The organism is Pseudomonas sp. NPDC096925 (assembly GCF_044762545.1).
In the GTDB taxonomy this organism is placed as follows: Bacteria; Pseudomonadota; Gammaproteobacteria; order Pseudomonadales; family Pseudomonadaceae; genus Aquipseudomonas.
In genome coordinates, this window is sequence record NZ_JBIWEM010000002.1 from 418,425 (window position 1) to 440,348 (window position 21,924).

At 64.0% G+C, this 21,924-nt stretch carries 23 protein-coding genes; 5 read left to right on the forward strand and 18 right to left on the reverse strand.

The genetic code is table 11. The features are described 5' to 3' along the window. Positions 1 to 62 precede the first annotated feature (62 nt). From dnaX to recR, 3 genes are all read left to right on the forward strand, one after another. Positions 63 to 2,141 carry a DNA polymerase III subunit gamma/tau gene (gene dnaX, locus ACIQYU_RS07930; RefSeq protein ID WP_233686972.1) on the forward strand — a complete coding sequence of 693 codons (2,079 nt, stop codon included), beginning with the start codon at positions 63 to 65 and terminating at the stop codon, positions 2,139 to 2,141. A gap of 64 nt (positions 2,142 to 2,205) precedes the next feature. Then, positions 2,206 to 2,541 carry a YbaB/EbfC family nucleoid-associated protein gene (locus ACIQYU_RS07935; protein ID WP_003259671.1) on the forward strand — a complete coding sequence of 112 codons (336 nt, stop codon included), beginning with the start codon at positions 2,206 to 2,208 and terminating at the stop codon, positions 2,539 to 2,541. 297 nt (positions 2,542 to 2,838) lie between these two features. Further along, a complete protein-coding gene (gene recR, locus ACIQYU_RS07940) occupies positions 2,839 to 3,441 on the forward strand; it encodes a recombination mediator RecR (protein ID WP_003259670.1) in 603 nt (200 codons plus the stop codon). Positions 3,442 to 3,482: 41 nt separating this feature from the next. Here recR and ACIQYU_RS07945 read toward each other — a convergent pair whose 3' ends face one another. The 16 genes from ACIQYU_RS07945 to ccoN (ACIQYU_RS08020) all read right to left on the reverse strand — a co-directional run bounded on the left by ACIQYU_RS07945 (position 3,483) and on the right by ccoN (ACIQYU_RS08020) (position 19,171). Continuing rightward, positions 3,483 to 4,031: an adenine phosphoribosyltransferase gene (locus tag ACIQYU_RS07945; protein ID WP_009683910.1), complete on the reverse strand. Its 549-nt coding sequence runs from the start codon at positions 4,029 to 4,031 to the stop codon at positions 3,483 to 3,485. A gap of 55 nt (positions 4,032 to 4,086) precedes the next feature. Further along, on the reverse strand, positions 4,087 to 4,821 hold the full coding sequence (gene fnrA, locus ACIQYU_RS07950) for a Crp/Fnr family transcriptional regulator FnrA (protein WP_016711709.1): 735 nt from the start codon (positions 4,819 to 4,821) through the stop codon (positions 4,087 to 4,089). 185 nt (positions 4,822 to 5,006) lie between these two features. Then, positions 5,007 to 6,389 carry an oxygen-independent coproporphyrinogen III oxidase gene (hemN, locus tag ACIQYU_RS07955; RefSeq protein WP_063912765.1) on the reverse strand — a complete coding sequence of 461 codons (1,383 nt, stop codon included), beginning with the start codon at positions 6,387 to 6,389 and terminating at the stop codon, positions 5,007 to 5,009. Positions 6,390 to 6,531: 142 nt separating this feature from the next. Continuing rightward, a complete protein-coding gene (locus ACIQYU_RS07960; RefSeq protein ID WP_207830012.1) occupies positions 6,532 to 7,215 on the reverse strand; it encodes a sulfite exporter TauE/SafE family protein in 684 nt (227 codons plus the stop codon). Beyond that, positions 7,208 to 7,423 carry a cbb3-type cytochrome oxidase assembly protein CcoS gene (ccoS, locus tag ACIQYU_RS07965; protein WP_087499884.1) on the reverse strand — a complete coding sequence of 72 codons (216 nt, stop codon included), beginning with the start codon at positions 7,421 to 7,423 and terminating at the stop codon, positions 7,208 to 7,210. The genes ACIQYU_RS07960 and ccoS overlap by 8 nt, the downstream gene beginning before the upstream one ends. After that, complete coding sequence (locus ACIQYU_RS07970; protein WP_233686971.1) at positions 7,402 to 9,876, reverse strand: heavy metal translocating P-type ATPase; 2,475 nt, start codon at positions 9,874 to 9,876, stop codon at positions 7,402 to 7,404. Before ACIQYU_RS07970 ends, ccoS begins: the two co-directional genes overlap by 22 nt. Positions 9,877 to 10,026: 150 nt before the next feature. Beyond that, positions 10,027 to 10,551 (reverse strand): FixH family protein, encoded by a 525-nt coding sequence (locus tag ACIQYU_RS07975; protein ID WP_207830018.1) that lies wholly within the window; start codon positions 10,549 to 10,551, stop codon positions 10,027 to 10,029. 15 nt (positions 10,552 to 10,566) lie between these two features. Then, positions 10,567 to 11,982: a cytochrome c oxidase accessory protein CcoG gene (ccoG, locus tag ACIQYU_RS07980; RefSeq protein WP_207830021.1), complete on the reverse strand. Its 1,416-nt coding sequence runs from the start codon at positions 11,980 to 11,982 to the stop codon at positions 10,567 to 10,569. A gap of 321 nt (positions 11,983 to 12,303) precedes the next feature. Continuing rightward, a complete protein-coding gene (gene ccoP, locus ACIQYU_RS07985; protein ID WP_233686970.1) occupies positions 12,304 to 13,281 on the reverse strand; it encodes a cytochrome-c oxidase, cbb3-type subunit III in 978 nt (325 codons plus the stop codon). After that, entirely contained in the window at positions 13,278 to 13,475 is a 198-nt protein-coding gene (locus tag ACIQYU_RS07990; RefSeq protein ID WP_015271138.1) for a CcoQ/FixQ family Cbb3-type cytochrome c oxidase assembly chaperone, read from the reverse strand. The genes ccoP (ACIQYU_RS07985) and ACIQYU_RS07990 overlap by 4 nt, the downstream gene beginning before the upstream one ends. Positions 13,476 to 13,480: 5 nt before the next feature. Beyond that, a complete protein-coding gene (ccoO, locus tag ACIQYU_RS07995; protein ID WP_207830025.1) occupies positions 13,481 to 14,089 on the reverse strand; it encodes a cytochrome-c oxidase, cbb3-type subunit II in 609 nt (202 codons plus the stop codon). Next, positions 14,089 to 15,531, reverse strand: a complete 1,443-nt coding sequence (ccoN, locus tag ACIQYU_RS08000) for a cytochrome-c oxidase, cbb3-type subunit I (RefSeq protein ID WP_063912758.1) — start codon at positions 15,529 to 15,531, stop codon at positions 14,089 to 14,091. Before ccoN (ACIQYU_RS08000) ends, ccoO (ACIQYU_RS07995) begins: the two co-directional genes overlap by 1 nt. A gap of 458 nt (positions 15,532 to 15,989) precedes the next feature. Further along, positions 15,990 to 16,928 carry a cytochrome-c oxidase, cbb3-type subunit III gene (gene ccoP / locus ACIQYU_RS08005; RefSeq protein WP_207830027.1) on the reverse strand — a complete coding sequence of 313 codons (939 nt, stop codon included), beginning with the start codon at positions 16,926 to 16,928 and terminating at the stop codon, positions 15,990 to 15,992. Beyond that, the gene (locus ACIQYU_RS08010) at positions 16,925 to 17,119 is read right to left on the reverse strand and encodes a CcoQ/FixQ family Cbb3-type cytochrome c oxidase assembly chaperone (protein WP_063912756.1); all 195 of its coding nucleotides are present in this window, start codon (positions 17,117 to 17,119) and stop codon (positions 16,925 to 16,927) included. The genes ccoP (ACIQYU_RS08005) and ACIQYU_RS08010 overlap by 4 nt, the downstream gene beginning before the upstream one ends. 5 nt (positions 17,120 to 17,124) lie before the next feature. Then, positions 17,125 to 17,733 (reverse strand): cytochrome-c oxidase, cbb3-type subunit II, encoded by a 609-nt coding sequence (gene ccoO / locus ACIQYU_RS08015; RefSeq protein ID WP_233686969.1) that lies wholly within the window; start codon positions 17,731 to 17,733, stop codon positions 17,125 to 17,127. A gap of 13 nt (positions 17,734 to 17,746) precedes the next feature. Beyond that, positions 17,747 to 19,171: a cytochrome-c oxidase, cbb3-type subunit I gene (gene ccoN / locus ACIQYU_RS08020; RefSeq protein ID WP_233693699.1), complete on the reverse strand. Its 1,425-nt coding sequence runs from the start codon at positions 19,169 to 19,171 to the stop codon at positions 17,747 to 17,749. A 50-nt stretch (positions 19,172 to 19,221) separates the two neighbouring features. Here ccoN (ACIQYU_RS08020) and ACIQYU_RS08025 point away from each other — a divergent pair, with 50 nt between their 5' ends. Then, positions 19,222 to 19,914: an alpha/beta family hydrolase gene (locus ACIQYU_RS08025; protein WP_243434064.1), complete on the forward strand. Its 693-nt coding sequence runs from the start codon at positions 19,222 to 19,224 to the stop codon at positions 19,912 to 19,914. A 113-nt stretch (positions 19,915 to 20,027) separates the two neighbouring features. On the opposite strand, the gene ACIQYU_RS08030 is transcribed toward ACIQYU_RS08025, so the two are convergent. Together ACIQYU_RS08030 and ACIQYU_RS08035 are read right to left on the reverse strand one after the other, a co-directional pair. Next, positions 20,028 to 20,312, reverse strand: a complete 285-nt coding sequence (locus tag ACIQYU_RS08030) for a pyrimidine/purine nucleoside phosphorylase (RefSeq protein WP_003259920.1) — start codon at positions 20,310 to 20,312, stop codon at positions 20,028 to 20,030. Positions 20,313 to 20,385: 73 nt separating this feature from the next. Continuing rightward, entirely contained in the window at positions 20,386 to 20,937 is a 552-nt protein-coding gene (locus ACIQYU_RS08035; RefSeq protein ID WP_207830033.1) for an exonuclease domain-containing protein, read from the reverse strand. Between the two features lie 173 nt (positions 20,938 to 21,110). On the opposite strand from ACIQYU_RS08035, the gene ACIQYU_RS08040 reads away from it, so the two are divergent. After that, positions 21,111 to 21,911, forward strand: a complete 801-nt coding sequence (locus ACIQYU_RS08040; protein WP_207830034.1) for an ABC transporter substrate-binding protein — start codon at positions 21,111 to 21,113, stop codon at positions 21,909 to 21,911. The last annotated feature ends 13 nt before the right edge of the window (positions 21,912 to 21,924 follow it).

Genomic DNA, 21,924 nt, shown 5'->3' on the forward strand with positions numbered 1-21,924 from the left:
TTTTGCCCCCGCTCCGCTAGCATTAGCGATCTTCCGCTCGATCAGGCTACGATGGTTTTTCGATGAGTTATCAGGTTCTTGCACGTAAATGGCGTCCGCGCTCGTTCCGCGAAATGGTCGGCCAGGCCCATGTGCTCAAGGCCTTGATCAACGCCTTGGACAATCAGCGCCTGCACCATGCCTACCTGTTCACCGGTACCCGGGGCGTGGGCAAGACCACCATTGCGCGTATCATCGCCAAGTGCCTGAACTGCGAAACCGGTATCACCTCCACGCCCTGTGGCACCTGTTCGGTGTGCCGGGAGATCGACGAAGGCCGTTTCGTCGACCTGATCGAGATCGACGCCGCCAGCCGCACCAAGGTCGAGGACACCCGTGAACTGCTCGATAACGTGCAGTACGCCCCGAGCCGTGGGCGCTTCAAGGTCTACCTGATCGACGAAGTGCACATGCTCTCGACTCACTCGTTCAACGCCTTGCTCAAGACGCTGGAAGAGCCTCCACCCTACGTCAAGTTCATCCTTGCCACCACCGACCCGCAGAAACTGCCGGCCACCATCCTGTCGCGCTGCTTGCAGTTCTCGCTGAAGAACATGAGCCCGGAGCGGGTGGTCGAACACCTCAGCCATGTACTGGCCGCCGAGAATGTGCCGTTCGAGCCGGACGCCCTGTGGCTGCTGGGCCGCGCGGCCGATGGCTCGATGCGTGACGCGATGAGCCTGACCGACCAGGCCATCGCCTTTGGCGAAGGCAAGGTGCTGGCCGCCGATGTGCGGGCCATGCTTGGCAGCCTCGACCATGGCCAGGTCTACGGTGTGCTGCAGGCGCTGCTCGAAGGCGATGCCCGGGCCTTGCTGGAGGCCGTGCGCAACCTGGCCGAGCAGGGGCCGGACTGGGCTGGCGTGCTGGCCGAGATGCTCAATGTGCTGCACCGCGTGGCGATTGCCCAGGCGCTGCCGGAAGCGGTGGACAACGGCCAGGGCGACCGTGAGCGAGTGCTGGCGCTGGCCTCGGCACTGCCGGCCGAGGATGTGCAGTTCTATTACCAGATGGGCCTGATCGGCCGCCGTGACCTACCCTTGGCGCCGGACCCGCGTGGCGGTTTCGAAATGGTCCTGCTGCGCATGCTGGCGTTCCGCCCGGCCGACACCGACGATGCGCCGAAGCCGGTACTAAAGCCAGCGGGGATCAGCCAGGCCACAGCTGATCCTGCAACACCGGTGGCAGCGCCGGCGGTTGCCGTGGCGCCGCCGGCTGCTGCTGTCGTGGAGCCTGTTGCACCGGCTGCCACTCCACAAGTGCAGGCGCCCGCACCGGTCGAGCCAGCGCCACAGCCGGTTGTAGAGCCTGAGGTGGCGGCTGAGCCTGCCCCGGTTAGTGAACCTGAGCCAGAACCCGAACCAGAGCCCGTGGCAGAGGCGGTTGACCTGCCATGGGAAGAGCCCGCACCAGCGCCCGCACCGGTAGTGGCCGAGCCTGCGCCGGCTCCTGCACCGCCCCCTGCGCTGGCGCCGGCGCCTGCCGCCCCGGCACACGACGACGAGCCGCCCTTCGACCCGTCCGCCTATGCCGCCGTGGGCATGGACCGCGACGATGAGCCGCCACTGGACGAAGACTATTACGGCGGTGAGAGCGACCCGGTCGGCTTCAGCTACCTGGACGAACTGGCCGAGCACGTCCAGGAAGAAGCACCCAGGCCGGCAGCCGAGCCGCTGCCAGCAGCCAAGCCAGCCACCGGCCTGGCCCTGCAATGGCTGGAATTATTCCCACAGTTGCCTGTGTCCGGGATGACAGGCAACATCGCGGCAAACTGTACGTTGATCGCCGCTGATGGCGACGACTGGTTACTGCACCTGGACCCTGGCCAGGGTGCGCTGTTCAACGCCACCCAGCAGCGGCGCCTGAACGAAGCGCTCAACCAGCACCTGGGGCGCACGCTGAACCTGCGTATCGAACTGATCCTGCCCGAGCAGGAAACCCCGGCCCAGGCAGCGGCGCGCAAGCGTGCCGAGCGCCAGCAGGACGCAGTCAACTCGATCGAACAGGATCCGTTGATCCAGCAGATGATCAAGTTGTTCGGCGCCAAGGTGCGGCAGGATACTATTGAGCCTGTAGAAGCCCTGGTGAATCAGGGCCAGTAACGGATAACCATGCGGCCGGCCCGGTGCCGGGCCGCATCACATGACCCAATCGAGGTATACCCCCATGATGAAAGGTGGCATGGCCGGCCTGATGAAGCAGGCCCAGCAGATGCAGGAAAAGATGCAGAAGATGCAGGAAGAGCTGGCCAACGCCGAAGTCACCGGCCAGTCCGGTGGCGGCCTGGTGAGCGTGGTGATGACCGGTCGTCACGACGTCAAGCGTGTCAGTATCGACCAGAGCCTGATGTCGACTGATGAAGACGACAAGGAAGTGCTGGAAGACCTGATCGCCGCCGCGCTGAACGACGCTGTGCGCAAGGTCGAGCAGAACAGCCAGGACAAGATGGGTAGCATGACCGCTGGCATGCAGCTGCCGCCGGGCTTCAAGATGCCGTTCTAAGGGCATTTGCGTTACCGAAAACCGCCGCTGACAACAGCGGCGGTTTTTTTGTTGGTGAGATTTCAACCCTGGTGCGGTCTGTTTTTTGTGGGAGCGGCCTTGTGTCGCGAAAGGGCTGCGCAGCAGCCCCGGCAATTCACGCTGCGAAGCTGAAATCCCGGGGCCGCTGCGCGCCCCTTTCGCGACGCAAGGCTGCTCCCACAAACAAGGCGGACCGCACAGGTCGCGGGGCCGATTTGACGCCATTGCCCCCCGCTGGGTATAAACCGCCTCTTATTTGTTTGTCAGGCCTTTCCCATGAGCTTCAGCCCTCTCATCCGCCAACTGATCGATGCCCTGCGTATTCTCCCGGGTGTCGGCCAGAAAACCGCCCAGCGCATGGCCCTGCAACTGCTCGAGCGTGACCGCAGTGGCGGCCTGCGCCTGGCCCAGGCCTTGACCCAGGCCATGGAAGGAGTTGGGCATTGCCGTCAGTGCCGCACCCTGACCGAGCAGGAGCTGTGCCCGCAATGCGCCGACACGCGCCGTGACGATACCCAGTTGTGTGTGGTCGAAGGGCCGACCGACGTGTATGCGGTGGAGCAGACCGGCTACCGTGGCCGCTACTTCGTGCTCAAGGGCCATTTGTCACCGCTGGATGGCCTGGGGCCGGAGGCGATCGGGATTCCGCAGCTGATGGCGCGGATCGAGGAACAGGGCACCTTCACCGAGGTGATCCTGGCGACCAACCCGACGGTGGAAGGGGAGGCGACGGCGCATTACATTGCCCAGTTGCTGAGCGAGAAGGGCCTGGTGGCGTCGCGGATTGCCCATGGCGTACCGCTGGGCGGCGAGCTGGAGCTGGTGGATGGTGGGACCTTGGCCCATGCCTTTGCGGGGCGGCGACCGATTTCGCTCTGATTCAGAATTGCCGGGGCTGCAAAGCAGCCCCAAAATCAAACTCAGTACTCGCTGAGCGAAAACTCGGTCAGGCAGAAGGTCGGCACACCCGCCGCCTGCAAACGGCGCGAGCCGTCCAGTTCTGGCAGATCGATGATCGCCGCCGCCTCGAACACCTGCGCCCCGGTCCGACGCACCAGGTTGGCCGCTGCCAGCAGCGTACCGCCAGTAGCAATCAAATCATCGAAGATCAACACCGAATCCCCTTCGCACAGGCTGTCGGCATGCACTTCCAGGAAGGCTTCGCCGTACTCGGTCTGGTAACCCTCGCTCAGCACGTCGGCCGGCAGCTTGCCCTGTTTGCGGAACAGGATCAGTGGCTTGTTCAGCTGGTGGGCGATGATCGAGCCAATCAGAAAGCCCCGCGCATCCATGGCACCGATGTGGCTGAACTCGGCTTCGACATAGCGCTCGATGAACTGGTCGGCCACATAGCGCAGCCCGCGCGGCGACTGGAACAGCGGGGTGATGTCGCGGAAGATCACGCCGGGTTTGGGGAAGTCCACTACCGGGCGGATCAGGGCTTTGAGGTCGAAGGCGTCGCTGTGCATTGTTGCGGGTATCCTGGAAAAACGAATGCCCAAGTATACCCGCTAAACGCCGGCTTCAGGCCTCGATTGCACCACCGGCCAGCGCGCATAGCTGGATCGGGTCGAGGATGTGCACTTCCTTGCCTTCGGCACGGATCAGGCCGTTCTGCTGGAAGCGGGTGAACACCCGCGACACGGTTTCCACCGCCAGGCCCAGGTAGTTGCCGATTTCGTTGCGCGACATGCTCAGGCGGAACTGGTTGGCCGAATAGCCGCGGGCGCGGAAGCGCGCCGACAGGTTGACCAGGAAAGTGGCAATACGCTCGTCGGCGGTCTTTTTCGACAGCAGCAGCATCATTTGCTGGTCGTCGCGGATTTCCCGGCTCATTACCCGCATCAGCTGGCGGCGAAGCTGCGGCAGTTGCACCGACAGCTCGTCGAGGCGCTCGAACGGAATTTCGCACACCGAGGTGGTTTCCTGGGCCTGGGCCGATACCGGGTAAGCCTCGGTATCCATGCCCGACAGGCCGACCAGCTCGCTGGGCAGGTGGAAGCCGGTAATCTGTTCTTCGCCGCTGTCGCTGAGGCTGAAGGTTTTCAGGGCGCCGGAACGTACCGCGTAGACCGAGCCGAAATTGTCACCCTGGCGGAACAGGAACTCGCCTTTTTTCAGCGGCCGCCCACGCTTGACGATTTCGTCCAGTGCATCCATGTCTTCCAGGTTCAGTGACAGAGGCAGGCACAGGGGGGCCAGGCTGCAGTCCTTGCAATGGGCCTGGTTGTGTGGGCGCAGTTTGACTGGCTCGGACATTTTCATTCGATCCTTGTGGGAAAGCACACATAAGACGTAAGGGTAACTCACGGCGTAGGTTGTAGGCCAGCGTGCGCTGCTGTGGTGCGAGCTGGACTGGCCGCGGCGGGTGCGCGCCGGGGCCTTCGCTGTGCCCATGGTGTGCCTGGCAAGGAAACTTGTCCATGCGGTTGAACGACTCGGTTTCAGATCACCCGCGAAAAGCGCTGGCGGTTGTGCATTGCCAGGTAGGCGTCGAACACCATGCACACCGAGCGCGCCAGCAGGCGGCCGGCCGGCAGGATGCGGATGCCCTTGTCGTCCAGGCGGATCAGGCCGTCGCGCTGCAAGGTCAGCAGTTCCGGCCAGAGGTCGTTGAAGTAGCCGCGAAAATCGATGGTGAAGGCCTGTTCGATCGGCTCGAAATCCAGCTCGAAATGGCAGATCAGCTGCTGGATCACCGCGCGGCGTATGCGGTCGTCGTGGTTGCACAGCAGGCCGCGCTGGGTGGCCAGCTGGGCGTTGGACAAGCTGTCCTGATAGGTGTTGAGGTCGCTGCTGTTCTGGCAGTACAAGTCACCGATCTGGCTGATGGCCGACACGCCCAGGCCGATCAGGTCGCAGTGCCCATGGGTGGTGTAGCCCTGGAAGTTGCGCTGCAGGGTGCCTTCCTCCTGGGCGATGGCCAGCTCGTCGTCGGGCAGGGCGAAGTGGTCCATGCCGATGTAGCGGTAGCCGGCTGCGGTCAGTTGGTCGATGGTGGCGTGCAGCATCTCCAGCTTGGCGGCCGCGCTGGGCAGGTCATTGCTGTCGATGCGCCGTTGCGGCATGAAACGCTCGGGCAGGTGGGCGTAGTTGAACACAGACAGGCGGTCGGGTTGCAGGCGGATCACTTCTTCGACGGTGCGGGCAAAGCCTTCCGGAGTTTGCTTGGGCAGGCCGTAGATCAGGTCGAGGTTGATCGAGCGGAACTGCAGGGTGCGCGCGGCTTCGATCAGGGTGCGGGTCTGCTCCAGGCTCTGCAGGCGGTTGACCGCGCGCTGCACGGCCGGGTCGAGGTCCTGCACGCCCAGGCTGACGCGGTTGAAGCCCAGCTCGCGGAGCAGGCCCATGGTCGACCAGTCGGCCTCGCGCGGGTCGATCTCGATGCCGTAGTCGCCGGAATCGTCGTCCAGCAGATGGAAGTGCTGGCGCAGGGTGGCCATCAGCTGACGCAGTTCCACATGGCTGAGGAAGGTCGGTGTGCCGCCGCCGAAATGCAGCTGTTCAACACGTTGTTTAGGGGCGAGGTGGCAGGCGATCAGCTGGATTTCCTGCTCCAGGCGCTGCAGGTAGGGCGCGGCGCGGCCGCGGTCCTTGGTGATGACCTTGTTGCAGGCGCAGTAGTAGCAGATGTTGGCGCAGAACGGCACGTGCACGTACAGCGACAGCGGGCGCACGGCCCGACGGCTCTCGCGCAGGGCGTGGAGCAGGTCGAACGAGCCCACTTCGCTGTGCAGTTGCACGGCGGTCGGGTAAGAGGTGTAGCGTGGTCCGGCCAGGTCGTAGCGGCGGATCAGGTCGGTATCCCAACGTAGGTCGTCGAGCATGAGGGCGGTCCCCGGAAAGAGCAGCAGTGCCCCGGAGTCTATGGCCGTCTGTAGGAATCTGTGTTGATTTGTATCAAGGGCATTGGGGCTGCTCTGCAGCCCTTCGTGGGCTTGCCCGCGAAGGGTCGCAAAGCGGCCCCGATCAATGCCCCATCAACCAATGCTGGTGCGGTCCAGGCATGGTCCAGATACCAAACAGCATCACCAGCACCCCGCCAGCCACCCGCACACTGCGTCTTTTCAACAAAATGTTTACCCGCTCCGCGGCTAATCCGGTAGCCAGCAGCACCGGCCAGGTCCCTACGCCGAACGCCAGCATCAGCGCCGCGCTGTACCCGGCATTGCCTTGGCTGGCTGCCCACAGCAAGGTGCTGTACACCAGGCCGCATGGCAGCCAGCCCCACAGCGACCCCAGCAGCAACGCGCGGGGCAGGCTGGACACTGGCAGCAAGCGCGACGCCACTGGCTGGATATGCCGCCACAACCCCCGGCCCAGCGCCTCGATGCGGGTCAGCCCGCTCCACCAGCCGGCCAGGTACAGCCCCATGGCGATCAACAGCAGCGCCGCCACCACCCGCAGTGCCAGCGCCGCCGGGCTGCTGGCCACGGCCCAGCCGGCCAGGCCCAGCAGCAGGCCGGCACAGGCATAACTGAGAATGCGCCCAAGGTTGTAAGCCAGCAGCAGGCGCAAACGCCGGCCACGCTGTTCGGGTGGGATGGCAAGGGTCAGCGCGCCCATCAGGCCGCCGCACATGCCCAGGCAGTGGCCGCCGCCGAGCAGGCCGAGGATCATCGCCGAGCCCAGCAGGGGCAGCAGGTCAGGCACGGGGTGGGGGTTCCTTGTCGGTGTCGGCCTGGCTGTCGTCAGGCTTCACCGCCGCCTGGTGGCGCGGGTCCTGGTCGTCGAACAGGATGCTGTGGGCCGGGCTTTCCAGGTCGTCGTACTGGCCACTGTCCACCGCCCAGAAGAAGATGTACACGGCCACGCCGACCAGCAGCAGGGCTGCGGGGATCATGACGTAGAGGGCGGGCATGGTGACTTCCTCCCAGGCAGGGGCGCTTCATTCGTTGGCAAGCCCGATGCCAAGGGCAGGCGGGTCAGGCGCAGGGCGTTGAGCACCACGATCAGTGAACTGACCGACATGCCGATGGCTGCCCATACCGGGGTGATCCAGCCGAGCGCGGCAAACGGCAACATCAGGCCATTATACAGGGTCGCCCACAGCAGGTTCTCGAGGATGTTGCGGCGGGTGCGGCGGGCCAGTTCGAAGGCCTGTACCAGCGCCTGCAGGCGGTTGGACAGCAGCACGGCGTCGGCGCTGGTCTTGGCCAGGTCGGTGGCGCTGCCCATGGCGATGCTGATGTCGGCGGCGGCCAGCACCGGCACGTCGTTGACCCCGTCGCCCAGCATCAGCACCTTGTGCCCGGCTGCCTGCAACGCCTTCAGCCGGTCCAGTTTGTCGTCCGGGCGCAGGCCGCCGATGGCCTGGTCGATGCCCAGCTGTGCGGCCACTTCGGCAACCATCGGCGAGCTGTCGCCGGACAGCAGCAGCGTGCGCCAGCCACGGGCCTTGCAGGCTGCCAGCAGGGCAGGGGCATCGTCGCGCAGGCGGTCGTCCAGGCCAAACCAGGCCAGCGGGCCCTGGCGGTCGCCCAGCAGCAGCCACTGTCCGCGTGGCTCCGGCACACTGGGGATTTCCGCGCCGCTCAGGGCACAGACGAAGGTGGCCTGGCCAATGCGCAGTTGCTGGCCTTCGACCAGCCCTTCCAGGCCCAGGCCAGGTACGCTCTGCACATCGTCAGCAGGCGTGGCGGTGCGGCCGAAGGCACGGGCGATGGGGTGTTCGGAGCGGTTTTCCAGCGCCGCGGCCAAGGCCAGGCAGCGGTCGGCGGGCAGGCTGCCGAGCGGGCGGATGCTGCGCAAGGTCAGGCGGCCTTCGGTCAGGGTGCCGGTCTTGTCGAAAATCACCGTGTCGATCTGGTTCAGGCCTTCCAGCACATGGCCGCGGGTCACCAGCAGGCCGAGCTTGTGCAAGGTGCCGGTGGCAGCAGTAAGCGCCGTTGGCGTGGCCAGGGACAGCGCGCAAGGGCAGGTCGCTACCAGCATGGCCAGTACGATCCAGAACGCCCGCGCCGGGTCCAGGTGCCACCACCACAGGCCGATGGCTGCGGCGGCCAGCAGCGAGAACAGCAGGAACCACTGCGAGGCCCGGTCGGCGATTTCGGCCAGGCGTGGTTTCTCGGTCTGGGCGCGTTCCAGCAGGCGGACAATGGCCGACAACCGCGAGTCGTGGCCGAGGGCTTCCACTTCCACGTTCAGGGTGCTTTCGACATTCAGGGTGCCGCCGGTAACCCGCTCGCCGACTCGGCGTGGTTGCGGCAGGTATTCACCGGTCAGCAGCGATTCATCGACGCTGGAGCGGCCTTCGACGATGCGCCCGTCGGCGGGGATTACTGCGCCTGGCAGCACCTGTACCGTGTCACCGCACTGCAGTTCGCTGAGCAGAATGCGCTCGCTGCGGCCGTGGGAGTCCAGGCGCAGGCACGAGGCCGGCAGCAGGTTGACCAGCTGCGCAGTGGCCGCGGCGGTGCGTTCGCGGGCGCGGCGCTCCAGGTAGCGGCCAGTGAGCAGGAACAGCGCAAACATGCCCACGGTGTCGAAATACAGCTCGCCGCTGCCGGTGATGGCGGTCCAGATGCCCGCGCCGAAGGCCAGGCCAATGGCCAGCGACACCGAAACGTCCATGGTCAGGTGGCGGGTGCGCAGGTCGCGTGCCGCGCCCTTGAAGAACGGTGCGCAGCTGTAGAACACGATGGGGATGGTGAGGAACAGCGCCACCCAGCGCAGGATGGTGTGCAGTTCGGGCGACAGGTCGATGTTGAATTCCGGCCAGGTGGCCATGGTTGCCATCATCGCCTGAAACCACAGCAGCCCGGCCACGCCCAGGCGGCGCAGGGCGCTGCGGTTCTCGCGGGCCAGTTGCTCGGTGGCCTGGTCGGGCTGGTAGGGGTGGGCGGCGTAGCCGATCTGGCGCAGCTCGGCGAGCAGGCGCGAGAGTGGCAGTAGCTTGTCATCCCAGTTCAGCAACAGGCGGTGGTTGGACAGGTTCAGGCGTGCTTCGGCAACACCGGGCAGGTTGCGCAGGTGCTTTTCGATCAGCCAGCCGCAGGCGGCGCAGCTGATGCCTTCGACCAGCAGGGTAGCTTCGGCCAGATCGCCGGCATGGCGCACGAAGGTTTGCTGTACGTCGCTGCGGTCGTAGAGGGCCAGTTCGTCCTGTAGCTGATTGGGCAGGGCCTCGGGGTTGGCGCTGTTGTCGCTGCGGTGCTGGTAGTAGTGCTCCAGGCCACCGGCAACGATCGATTCGGCCACCGCCTGGCAGCCGGGGCAGCAGAACTGCCGGGGCTCACCAAGGACCACAGCGGTGAAGCGGCTGCCAGCGGGGACGGGCAGGGCGCAGTGGTAGCAGGGGGTGGGCTGGGTCATCACATCATTTGCCTTACACAAATCGGCTGGTTGGGCACGGTGCCTGTGGGAGCGGGTTCACCCGCGAAAGCGTCAGATCCGGCGATGATGCTTTCAGGTCTGACGCCTTCGCGGGTAAACCCGCTCCCACAAGGAGCGGCGGAGGTGCGTTTATCGGTGCTCGGCCCCCTGGAGCGCTTCATCACCCAGCTGCAAGGTCACACCATGCTCCACCTTTTCTTCCTCGAACAAGCGCCACACCTGGCCACCTTCGCTACCCAGCAGCTCAACGAAACGGCGCCCGTCGACCTTGTCCTCCAGTTGCCCCACATAGCGCCCTGCCTCGACCCTGCTCAGCAGCACCTTGCGGTCTTTCTCCGGCTGGGTCGGCGAAATCAGGTTCAGCTCCAGGCTCTGCGGGTCGCTGTTGCCGGCCAGGCGCACGTCCACTTCGCCGGTCAGCTCGTCCAGGTGCACGCCGGCCTTCAGGCCCAGGTTCTGTGCCAGCAGTTCTCGGTCCAGCGAGCGGTTGATGCCCTTGCCGGCCTCGTAGTAATTGTCGTTCACCAGGTTGTCCGGGTTGTGCACGGCGATGCTGACCATGGTCAGGCTCAGGCACACCGAGGTGGCGAGGATACCGATGATGATCCAGGGCCAGAGGTGCTTGTACCAGGGGCTGGCGGCGGTGGCAGGCATTGGTGGTTATCTCTCTTAGCGGATCTGTGGGCCGATGAAACGGCTCTTGGCTTCAACCTGGGCGTCGCTGTCATCGGCGCTCTTGAGGATGAAGGTGATTTCGTTGGTGGTCGACGGCAGTTTCTCGGGCGCGACCGACAGTTGCACCGGCAGGCTGACGATATCACCAGCGTCCACGCGGATCTCGCGCTGGCCTTCAAGCTTCAGGTCCGGCAGGCCAGTGGCGTCCAGCACGTAGACGTGGTCACGCTGGTCCTTGTTCATCACCTTCAGGCTGTACACGTTCTCGATCCGCCCCTGGGCGTTCTCGCGGTACAGCACACGGTCCTTGCTGACGTCGAAACCGACCAGCGAACGGGTGGCGAAGGCGGTGGCCAGGCCGACCATCATCACCAGCAGTACCACGGCGTAACCGATCAGCCGCGGGCGCAGCAGGTGGGTCTTCTGCCCGGACAGGTTGTGTTCGGTGGTGTAGCTGATCAGCCCTTTGGGGTAGTTCATCTTGTCCATGATGTTGTCACAGGCGTCGATGCACGCGGCGCAGCCGATGCACTCGATCTGCAGGCCGTCACGGATGTCGATGCCGGTGGGGCAGACCTGCACGCACATGGTGCAGTCGATGCAGTCGCCCAGGCCCGCAGCCTTGTAGTCCAGGTCCTTTTTGCGCGGGCCGCGGGTTTCGCCACGGCGCGGGTCGTAGGAAACGATCAGCGTGTCCTTGTCGAACATCACGCTCTGGAAGCGCGCGTAGGGGCACATGTACACGCACACCTGCTCGCGCAGCCAGCCGGCGTTGCCGTAGGTGGCGAGGGTGAAGAAGCCGACCCAGAAGTAGGCCCAGCCGTCGGCCTGACCGGTAAAGAATTCGGTGGCCAGTTCACGGATCGGCGAGAAATAGCCGACGAAGGTCATGCCGGTGACGAAACCGATCAGCAGCCACAGGCTGTGCTTGGCGAACTTGCGCAGGAACTTGTTGCCGCTCATGGGGGCTTTGTCGAGCTTCATGCGCTGGTTGCGGTCGCCCTCGGTGACCTTTTCGCACCACATGAAAATCCATGTCCACACGCTTTGCGGGCAGGTGTAGCCGCACCACACCCGGCCGGCGAACACGGTGATGAAGAACAGGCCGAAGGCAGCAACGATGAGGATGCCTGAAAGCAGAATGAAGTCTTGCGGCCAGATGGTGGCGCCGAAGATGTAGAACTTGCGCTCGGGCAGGTTCCACCACACGGCCTGGTGGCCGCCCCAGTTCAGCCACACGGTGCCGAAGTACAGCAGGAACAGCACTGCCCCGCCGACCATGCGCAGGCGTCGGAACAGGCCGGTGAAGGCACGGGTGTAGATCTTTTCCCGGGAGGCGTAGAGGTCGACGGAATCCTTCCCTTTGTTGGCAGGCGGGGTGACGTCATGTACCGGAATTTGCTTGCTCATCATCAAGTCCCACGGCAGTGGAGAAACGCCGCAGCCAGTGCGTGCCGGCCGCAGTCTCGCGCAATCTGCTAGCGCTCTGCGGCCCATGATACGCCGCTGATGGCGGTATGGGGCTGCACTGCGACCTTTAGTCGCGTTGGGTTCGTGGCACGAATCGTGTTATGGCAGGTGTCAATTGATCCAGGTCATGGAGCCTGCAACAAATGTGTTTTCAGTACCGGCCTCTTCGCGGGTGAACCCGCTCCCACAGGTACCGCACAGATTCTGACGCGAGCGCAGTGCCTGTGGGAGCGGGTTTACCCGCGAAGAGGCCGGGCCTGTTTACTCAGCCTTGGCCGGCTCCGCCTGATGCGACAGGCTGTACACATAAGCCGCCAGCAAGTGCACCTTGTCATTCCCCTGCAACTGCTCCTGGGCCGGCATCTGCCCCTGGCGGCCATAGCGGATGGTCTGCTGCAGTTGCGCAAAGCTCGAACCGTAGATGAACGCCTGCGGATGGGTCAGGTTTGGCGCGCCCATGGCCGGCGTACCCTTGCCCTCGGGCCCGTGGCAGGCCACGCAGTTGGCGGCGAAGATCTTCTGCCCGTTCTCGGCATCGGCTTTCACGCCTTCTGGCAGGGTACGGCCATCGAGCTTGCTGACCACGAACGCGGCCACGTCGGCCACGCCCTGGTCACCGATCACCTCGGCCCAGGCCGGCATCACGCCGTGGCGGCCGCCCATGATGGTGGTCTTGATGGTGTCCGGCTCGCCGCCCCAGCGCCAGTCGTTGTCGGTGAGGTTAGGGAAGCCGAAGGCACCCTTGGCGTCGGAGCCGTGGCACACCGAGCAGTTGGAAGCGAACAGCCGCGCGCCCATCTTCAGGGCCTGCGGGTCCTTGGCCACCTCAGTGATGGGCATGGCCGCGAACTTGGCGAAGATCGGCCCGAAGCGGGCGTCGGCCTTGGCCATTTCCTTTTCCCACTCGTGCACGCCAGTCCAGCCCGGCTGGCCGTTGGAGAACTCGGTCTGCTTGTCGTTATCCAGGTACGAGTAGCCCGGCAGGATGCCTTTCCAGTTGCCCAGGCCCGGGTACAGCACCAGGTAGCCGAGGGCGAAGACGATGGTGCCGACGAACAGCCAGAACCACCATTTCGGCAGCGGGTTGTCGTACTCCTCGATGCCATCGAAGGCATGCCCGACGGTTTCGTCGGTGACCTCTTCGCGCTGGCCCTTGCGGGTCGACAGCAGCAGCCAGGTCAACGAGAAGATGGTGCCCAGGGTCAGGACGGTAACGTACAGACTCCAGAAGGTTGTCATTGTTTTTTGCTCCCAGAAGCTTTTGCGTGCTCTTGCTCGACGTGGCGGCAGGCCTCGGGGTCATCCGCGAAGGGCAGTTGGGTGGCTTCGTCGAAGTCCTTTTTACGCCGTGGGTTGAACACCCACAGCGCCAGGCCCACGAAAGCCACCATCACCACGACGGTGCCCAGGCCGCGAATCATCCCGATATCCATCAGCGTCACCGTTTGCTCTTGATGATGGTGCCAAGACCCTGCAGGTACGCGACGATGGCGTCCATTTCGGTCTTGCCCTTGACCGCGTCGCGGGCCCCGGCGATGTCGGCGTCGGTGTACGGCACGCCGAGGGTGCGCAGTACTTCCATCTTCTTCGCGGTGTCCTTGCCGTCGAGCTTGTGCTCGACCAGCCATGGGTACGACGGCATCTTCGATTCCGGTACCACGTTGCGCGGGTTGTACAGGTGTGCACGGTGCCAGTCATCGGAGTAGCGGCCACCGACCCGGGCCAGGTCCGGCCCGGTGCGCTTGGAGCCCCACAGGAACGGGTGGTCCCACACGCTTTCACCGGCCACCGAGTAGTGGCCATAGCGCTCGGTTTCGGCGCGGAACGGGCGGACCATCTGCGAGTGGCAGCCCACGCAGCCTTCGCGGATGTAGATATCGCGGCCTTCCAGTTCCAGCGCGGTGCGCGGCTTCATGCCTTCCACGGGTTTGTTGGTGACGTCCTGGAAAAACAGCGGGACGATCTGGGTCAGGCCACCGACGCTCACGGCGATGACCATGAAGAAGGCCAGCAGGCCTATGTTCTTCTCGACGGCTTCATGCTTCATCAGTGCGCTCCCACGACGACGATCTTGGCGGCTTCCTCAGCCTGTGCCGGGTTGGCGGCACGTACGGTACGGAACACGTTGTAGGCCATCAGCAGCATGCCGGTGGCGAAGAACGCACCGCCCAGGGCGCGGACGATATAGCCAGGGTGGCTTGCCTGCAGGGCTTCGACGAAGGAGTAGGTGAGGGTGCCGTCATCGTTGATGGCGCGCCACATCAGGCCTTGGGTGATGCCGTTTACCCACATCGAGGCGATGTACAGCACAGTGCCGATGGTGGCCAGCCAGAAGTGCGCGTTGATCAGGCCGATGCTGTGCATCTGCTCGCGACCGTAGAGTTTCGGGATCATGTGGTACACGGCGCCGATCGAGATCATCGCCACCCAGCCGAGGGCGCCGGCGTGGACGTGGCCGATGGTCCAGTCGGTGTAGTGCGACAGCGAGTTCACGGTCTTGATGGCCATCATCGGGCCTTCGAAGGTGGACATGCCGTAGAACGCCAGCGACACCACCAGGAAGCGCAGGATCGGGTCGGTGCGCAGTTTGTGCCAGGCACCGGACAGGGTCATCATGCCGTTGATCATGCCCCCCCAGCTGGGTGCCAGCAGGATGATCGACATCACCATGCCCAGCGACTGTGCCCAGTCAGGCAGGGCGGTGTAGTGCAGGTGGTGCGGGCCGGCCCAGATGTACAGGGTGATCAGTGCCCAGAAGTGCACGATCGACAGGCGATACGAGTAGATCGGGCGTTCGGCCTGCTTGGGTACGAAGTAGTACATCATCCCCAGGAAGCCGGTGGTGAGGAAGAAGCCCACGGCGTTGTGGCCGTACCACCACTGGATCATCGCGTCGGTAGCGCCGGAGTAGGCCGAGTACGACTTGAACAGGCTTACCGGCAGCGAGATGTGGTTGACGATGTGCAGCATCGCGGTAACCACGATGAAGGCGCCGTAGAACCAGTTGCCGACATAGATGTGCTTGGTCTTGCGCTTGACGATGGTGCCGAAGAACACCAGCCCGTAGGTGACCCAGACGATGGCCAGCAGGATCGCCAGCGGCCACTCGAGCTCGGCGTATTCCTTGGTGGTGGTGTAGCCCATCGGCAGGGTGATCAGCGCGCCGACGATCACCGCCTGCCAACCCCAGAAGGTGAAGGCGGCCATGCTGTCGGAGATCAGCCGGGTCTGACAGGTGCGCTGCACCACGTAGTAGCTGGTGCCGAACAGCGCACAGCCCCCGAAGGCGAAGATCACCAGGTTGGTGTGCAGCGGGCGCAGGCGGCCGAAGCTGGTCCAGGGCAGGTCCAGGTTCAGTTGCGGCCATACCAGCTGCGAGGCGATGAAGACGCCGAGGCCCATGCCAAGGATCCCCCAGACCACCGTCATGATGGCGAACTGGCGGACGACCTTATAGTTATAAGCAGTCGGACTGATTGCTGTGCTCATTGCTAAGGTTCCACGGTTTTGATGTTCTTGTTGGTCGAAAAATCGGCGCCAGTATTGATAACCACTGGGGTTACCGCAACGCAACTTTGGTACGCCGACCCGTGCCCGAGCCCGTTCACTGATGTCCCGCAGTAATCGGGTTCTGGCGATTGTACACAAATAAATATTTGTAATGTGTACCGTTTTTCGTCTTTTTCTGATCGATCGGTCAAGCTTTTTATCGGGACGGCAACAGGCTACGCGCCGCGTCTGCTTCGGACCTTTCGGAGCGAGGCCCACTGAGGCAACAAGCTTAGTTCTGTTCGGAGGGGGTGCAAGGAGGGGTAGAGCAGGGAGAGGGGCTGCTTTGCAGCCCTTCGCGGGCTTGCCCGCTCCCACAGGTTCACCACAATACTTGAAATCTGTGGTTGACCTGTGGGAGCGGGCGAGTCGGGACGCCGAACCGCCGCGAATGGGTGTTACTTGGCTGTCAGGTCTGGCGAAGCTTGATCCTGCGACAGGCTATACACATACGCCGCCAGCAGGTGCACCTTGTCGTTGCCCTGGATCTCGGCCTGCGCCGGCATCTGCCCCTGGCGACCATAGCGGATGGTCTGTTGCAACTGGGCAAAGCTCGAACCGTAGATGAACGCCTGCGGGTGGGTCAGGTCTGGCGCACCCATGGCCGGAGTGCCCTTGCCTTCAGGCCCGTGGCAGGCCACGCAGTTGCCGGCGAAGATCTCCTTGCCCTTGGCCGGGTCGGCCTTGACCCCTTCCGGCAGGGTGCGGCCAGCGAGGTCGGTGAGCACGAACGCGGCCACATCCGCCACGCCCTGCTCGCCGATCACTTCGGCCCAGGCCGGCATCACGCCGTGGCGGCCGTTCATGATGGAAGCCTTGATGGTTTCCGCCTCGCCGCCCCAGCGCCAGTCCTTGTCGGTGAGGTTGGGGAAGCCGTAGGCACCCTTGGCGTCCGAGCCGTGGCATACCGAGCAGTTGGAGGCAAACAGGCGGCTGCCCATTTTCAGCGCCTGCGGGTCCTTTGCCACTTCTTCCACGGGCATGGCAGCATACTTGGCGAAGATCGGGCCGAATTTTGCGTCGGCCTTGTCCATTTCCTTCTGCCATTCGTTGGCGCCGGTCCAGCCGTTTTCATAGCCTGGCAGGATGCCCTTCCAGTTGCCCAGGCCCGGGTAGAGGATCAGGTAGCCGACCGAGAACACCAGGGTGCCGACGAACAGCCAGAACCACCACTTGGGCAGCGGGTTGTCGTATTCCTCGATGCCGTCGAAGCTGTGGCCCATGGTCTGGTCGGTGGTGTTGCTCTGGCCCTTGCGGGTGGCGAGCAACAGCCAGGTCAGGCCAATCAGGCTACCGATGGTCAGTACGCAGATGTACGTACTCCAGAAGGTGGTCATTGCCCGTTACTCCTTTTTGCAGCAGGTTCCTGTCCGGCAGAGGGCAGGCGGTCGTCGACGAAGGGCAGCAGGCGCGCTTCGGCGAAATCATGGTCGCGGCGGCGGTTGAATACCCACAGGGTGAGGCCGATGAAGGCGATCATCACCACCAGGGTACCCAGGCCGCGGATCATGCCGATGTCCATTTCCATCGCACTCACCTCTTGTTCTTGATCGCGGTGCCGAGCACCTGCAGGTAGGCCACCAGGGCGTCCATCTCGGTCTTGCCCTTGACCGCGTCGCGGGCCCCGGCGATGTCGGCGTCGGTGTAGGGCACGCCCAGGCTGCGCAGGGTGCGCATCTTGGTGTCGGTGTAGCTATTGTCGACCTGCTGGGCGACCAGCCACGGGTACGACGGCATCTTCGACTCCGGGACCACGTTGCGCGGGTTGTACAGGTGCGCACGGTGCCAGTCGTCCGAGTAACGGCCACCGACCCGGGCCAGGTCCGGCCCGGTGCGCTTGGAACCCCACAGGAACGGGTGGTCCCACACGCTTTCACCGGCCACCGAGTAGTGGCCATAGCGCTCGGTTTCGGCGCGGAACGGGCGGATCATCTGCGAGTGGCAGCCTACGCAGCCTTCGCGGATGTAGATGTCGCGGCCTTCCAGTTGCAGTGCGGTGTAGGGCTTCATGCCTTCCACCGGTTTGTTGGTGACGTCCTGGAAGAACAGCGGGACGATCTGGGTCAGGCCGCCGATACTGACGGCAAACACCATCAGCAGGGCCAGCAGGCCGACGTTTTTCTCGATGACTTCATGTTTCATCAGGCAGGTCTCCTCAAGCCAGCTGGGCGTTCGCAGGGGCGACATCGAGCGCCGGCGAACGCACGGTGCGCCATGTGTTCCAGGCCATCAGGAACATGCCGCTGAGGAAGATCGCACCACCGACGAAGCGCACGATGAAGCCTGGGTGGCTGGCCACCAGGGTTTCCACGAACGAGTAGGTGAGCGTGCCGTCACTGTTGACCGCGCGCCACATCAGGCCCTGGGCGATACCGTTGACCCACATCGAGGCGATGTACAGCACGGTGCCGATGGTGGCCAGCCAGAAGTGCGCGTTGATCAGGCCGATGCTGTACATGCGCTCTTTGCCGAACACTTTCGGGATGGTGTGGTACAGCGCGCCGATCGAGATCATCGCCACCCAGCCGAGGGCGCCGGCGTGCACGTGGCCGATGGTCCAGTCGGTGTAGTGGGACAGGGCGTTGACCGTCTTGATGGCCATCATCGGGCCTTCGAAGGTGGACATGCCGTAGAACGCCAGCGACACCACCAGGAAACGCAGGATCGGGTCGCTGCGCAGTTTGTGCCAGGCACCGGACAGGGTCATCATGCCGTTGATCATGCCGCCCCAGCTGGGTGCCAGCAGGATCAGCGACATCACCATGCCCAGCGACTGGGCCCAGTCAGGCAGGGCGGTGTAGTGCAGGTGGTGCGGACCGGCCCAGATGTACAGGGTGATCAGCGCCCAGAAGTGCACGATCGACAGGCGATAGGAATAAACCGGGCGTTCGGCCTGCTTGGGCACGTAGTAGTACATCATCCCCAGGAAGCCCGCGGTCAGGAAGAAGCCCACCGCGTTGTGGCCATACCACCACTGCACCATGGCATCGGTAGCGCCGGCATAGACCGAGTAGGACTTGGTCAGGCTGACCGGCAGTTCCAGGTTGTTGACGACGTGCAGCATCGCCACGGTGAGGATGAAGGCGCCGAAGAACCAGTTACCGACATAGATGTGCTTGGTGTTGCGTTTCATCAGCGTGCCGAAGAACACGATGGCGTAGCTCACCCAGACGATGGTGATCAGGATGTCGATCGGCCATTCCAGTTCGGCGTATTCCTTGGAGCTGGTGTAGCCCAGCGGCAGGCTGATGGCCGCCAGCAGGATCACCAGTTGCCAGCCCCAGAAGGTGAACGCGGCCAGGCCTGGTGCAAACAGGGTGGTCTGGCAGGTGCGTTGCACCGAATAATAGGAGGTGGCGAACAGCGCACAGCCGCCAAAGGCGAAGATCACCGCATTGGTATGCAGGGGACGCAGGCGGCCGAAGCTGGTCCAGGGGAGGTCGAAGTTGAGGGAAGGCCAGGCGAGCTGGGCGGCGATGAAGACGCCGAGCCCCATCCCGACGATTCCCCACACCACCGTCATGATGGCGAATTGGCGGACCACCTTGTAGTTATAGGCGGTACTGCTGGTTGTGTTCATGTATGGGTTCCCATCCACGGTTATTTGGCAGGCTTTACAGCGAGGCAAGCATGATTAATGGGCAAAGTGCCGGTATTGACGGGGATCAATGGGCGAAGGTCGGAAATGTCCCAGGCTTGCGCTGCGATCCTCCGCACGTTCAGGGCCAGGACGGCTACAAGGGTTGCCTGATCCTGGCCCATGGCGCAGGTGCACCGATGGACAGCGGGTTCATGGACGAAATGGCGCAAAGGCTTGCGGCGCTTGGGGTGGCGGTAGTGCGCTTCGAGTTCCCGTACATGGCCGAGCGCCGGGTTACCGGCGGCAAGCGGCCGCCGAACCCACAGAAGGTGTTGCTGGAGTGCTGGCGCGAGGTGTACCGGCAGGTGCGACCTTTGGTCACGGGCAAGCTGGCGGTGGGGGGCAAGTCCATGGGCGGGCGCATGGCCAGCCTGCTGGCCGATGAGTTGGGGGCTGATGCACTGGTGTGCCTGGGCTATCCGTTCTATGCGGTGGGCAAACCGGAGAAGCCACGGGTCGAGCACCTGGCCGAATTGAAGACGCCGACCTTGATCGTGCAGGGCGAGCGGGATGCGCTGGGTAACCGCGAGGCGGTGGCAGGGTATGCGTTGTCGCCGGCGATCGAGGTGAGCTGGCTAGTGGCGGGGGACCATGACCTGAAGCCGCTTAAGGCCTCGGGGTTCAGCCACGAGCAGCATTTGCAGGCGGCGGCTGAGAAGGTTGCAGCATTCCTGAAGGGTTAGTGCCGGGTTCTTCGCGGGTGAGCCCGCTCCCACAGGTTCACCACAGGATCTGAAAACTGTGCAGTAACTGTGGGAGCGGGTTTACCCGCGAAGAGGCCGGACCAGGCTGACGCTTAGTCGCGGTACTCGCACAGGTAAGCGGTATCCACCTTCACCTGCAACTGGAACTTGCTGTCCGCCGGCACGTTGAACTTGTCGCCCGCCTTGAAGGTTTCCCAGTTGTCGCTACCTGGCAGTTTCACGGTCAGCGCACCCGAAACCACATGCATGATCTCGCGCTTGGCAGTGCCGAACTCGTATTCGCCCGGGGCCATCACACCGACAGTGGCCGGGCCTTCTTCGCCCGCGAATGCGATCGACTTGACGGTGCCGTTGAAGTACTCGTTGACCTGGAACATGGGCGACTCCTGAAAAGGGGGGATGAAAAGGGCTGGCCAGTATGCCCAAGCCCACGGGCCCCGTCATCTGCTTTCAGGTTGCCCCCGCAGGCAGGCTCAACGGCAGCAGTCGCGCGGTATTGCGCGCATCTTCCAGAGCCCGGTGCTGCTGCCCGCAAAAGTGCATGCCGGCCAGCTGCAGGGCACCGTTCAGGCCGGTGGGGCGCTGCAGGTGGCGAGCCTTGGCGAAGCGTTGCTTGAGGTTGATGTGCGGCAGGGTCCGCAGCAGGCTGTCCAGCCCATGCTGCTGCCATTCCTGATGCAGCTGCTGGCGGTCGTAGTCGCCCCAGCTGACCCAGGCCTGAAGCTGCCCACGGTGGTGCCCGAGCCAGCGCTCGAAGCTTGCCCACACCTCGCGGAACGATGCGGCACTGTCCACGCTGGCCTGGCTGATGTGGGTCAGCTCGCGGCAGAACGGGGTCAACTGCGGCCGCCGCCGAGGCTTGACGAAGCGCTGGAAGTGGTCTACCTCGCGGCCTTCGCGGGTAACCAGGCTTGCGCCGATTTCAATGACTTCCATCTCTGTGACCGGCCACCCACCATCGTCGGTGGTGGCTTCCAGGTCGATCACCAACCAATGGCCCATACCAGGCTCCCTTGCAGATCCTGCTAGAGCGTAGCCAAACTCCGGGCATCCGGCACCCCCTGGCAATTTGCCCGCGGCTTTGGCACAAAGGGCCACATAACCGGCAGTTGTATCCGGCCCGGAAAACGCCTAGCTTAGGCGGACCCAGGCATGAACCGTGATGAGTGTCCGTCTTGACTCCAGCGCCCGGCCTCAAGGCCTTGTCTTCCCTGATGCTGCTGGCTGTGTTCTGGCTGGCGGTGCCGTCATGGGCGGCTGGTACCGTCGAAGTGAAGATTGGCGCGGCGCATTTCCCGCCCTACACCGTGCGCCCGGAGCAGGGCGCCGACACCGGCCTGCTGCCGCAACTGGTCGACGCGCTCAATCGTGCGCAGCAGCACTACCGCTTCGTTCTGGTGCCCACGTCCATCCAGCGGCGTTTCGGTGACTTCCAGCAAGGCCGCACCGACATGGCCATTTTCGAGAACCCGCAATGGGGTTGGCAGCAGATAGCCCACCAGACCGTGGACATGGGCCTGGAAGACGCCGAAGTGTTCGTTGCCCGGCAGGCCAATGGCCGTGACCCGCATTACTTCGATGACCTGCATGGCAAGCGCCTGGCGCTGTTCAACGGCTATCACTATGCGTTCGCCGGCTTCAATCCCGACCCGGACTACCTGCGCAAGGCCTTCAACGCGACCCTGACCTACTCCCACGACAGCAACCTGCTGATGGTGCAGGCCGGCCGCGCCGATATTGCCCTGGTCACGCGTTCCTACCTCAGCGATTTCCTGGCGCGCAACCCGGCCAGCCGGGAGCGGTTGGTGCCTTCGCAGCGCATTGACCAGGTCTACCACCACTACGCCTTGCTGCGCCCGGGGGCACCCATCGGCGAGCAGTCGTTCGCGGCGCTGCTGCGCGCCCTGCGCGACAGCGGCGAGCTGGCGCGCATCTTCGAGCCCTACCGCATCACGGTGGCCGCACCACGCAACTAAATTCGCGCGTCGC

Excerpts from the sequence above, each read along its gene's own strand:
- ccoO (WP_207830025.1), bottom strand. The coding sequence starts at position 14,089 with ATGAAGCATGAAGCCGTCGAGAAGAACATAGGCCTGCTGGCCTTCTTC.
- ACIQYU_RS07935 (WP_003259671.1), top strand. The coding sequence starts at position 2,206 with ATGATGAAAGGTGGCATGGCCGGCCTGATGAAGCAGGCCCAGCAGATG.
- ACIQYU_RS07945 (WP_009683910.1), bottom strand. The coding sequence starts at position 4,031 with ATGCACAGCGACGCCTTCGACCTCAAAGCCCTGATCCGCCCGGTAGTG.
- ACIQYU_RS08025 (WP_243434064.1), top strand. The coding sequence starts at position 19,222 with ATGATTAATGGGCAAAGTGCCGGTATTGACGGGGATCAATGGGCGAAG.
- ccoN (WP_063912758.1), bottom strand. The coding sequence starts at position 15,531 with ATGAGCACAGCAATCAGTCCGACTGCTTATAACTATAAGGTCGTCCGC.
- hemN (WP_063912765.1), bottom strand. The coding sequence starts at position 6,389 with ATGCTCGACGACCTACGTTGGGATACCGACCTGATCCGCCGCTACGAC.
- ACIQYU_RS08010 (WP_063912756.1), bottom strand. The coding sequence starts at position 17,119 with ATGGAAATGGACATCGGCATGATCCGCGGCCTGGGTACCCTGGTGGTG.
- ccoP (WP_207830027.1), bottom strand. The coding sequence starts at position 16,928 with ATGACCACCTTCTGGAGTACGTACATCTGCGTACTGACCATCGGTAGC.
- ccoO (WP_233686969.1), bottom strand. The coding sequence starts at position 17,733 with ATGAAACATGAAGTCATCGAGAAAAACGTCGGCCTGCTGGCCCTGCTG.
- ccoG (WP_207830021.1), bottom strand. The coding sequence starts at position 11,982 with ATGAGCAAGCAAATTCCGGTACATGACGTCACCCCGCCTGCCAACAAA.
- ccoN (WP_233693699.1), bottom strand. The coding sequence starts at position 19,171 with ATGAACACAACCAGCAGTACCGCCTATAACTACAAGGTGGTCCGCCAA.
- ACIQYU_RS08030 (WP_003259920.1), bottom strand. The coding sequence starts at position 20,312 with ATGTTCCAGGTCAACGAGTACTTCAACGGCACCGTCAAGTCGATCGCA.
- ACIQYU_RS08035 (WP_207830033.1), bottom strand. The coding sequence starts at position 20,937 with ATGGGCCATTGGTTGGTGATCGACCTGGAAGCCACCACCGACGATGGT.
- ACIQYU_RS07975 (WP_207830018.1), bottom strand. The coding sequence starts at position 10,551 with ATGCCTGCCACCGCCGCCAGCCCCTGGTACAAGCACCTCTGGCCCTGG.
- recR (WP_003259670.1), top strand. The coding sequence starts at position 2,839 with ATGAGCTTCAGCCCTCTCATCCGCCAACTGATCGATGCCCTGCGTATT.
- ACIQYU_RS07970 (WP_233686971.1), bottom strand. The coding sequence starts at position 9,876 with ATGACCCAGCCCACCCCCTGCTACCACTGCGCCCTGCCCGTCCCCGCT.
- ccoP (WP_233686970.1), bottom strand. The coding sequence starts at position 13,281 with ATGACAACCTTCTGGAGTCTGTACGTTACCGTCCTGACCCTGGGCACC.
- fnrA (WP_016711709.1), bottom strand. The coding sequence starts at position 4,821 with ATGTCCGAGCCAGTCAAACTGCGCCCACACAACCAGGCCCATTGCAAG.
- ccoS (WP_087499884.1), bottom strand. The coding sequence starts at position 7,423 with ATGCCCGCCCTCTACGTCATGATCCCCGCAGCCCTGCTGCTGGTCGGC.
- dnaX (WP_233686972.1), top strand. The coding sequence starts at position 63 with ATGAGTTATCAGGTTCTTGCACGTAAATGGCGTCCGCGCTCGTTCCGC.
- ACIQYU_RS07990 (WP_015271138.1), bottom strand. The coding sequence starts at position 13,475 with ATGGATATCGGGATGATTCGCGGCCTGGGCACCGTCGTGGTGATGGTG.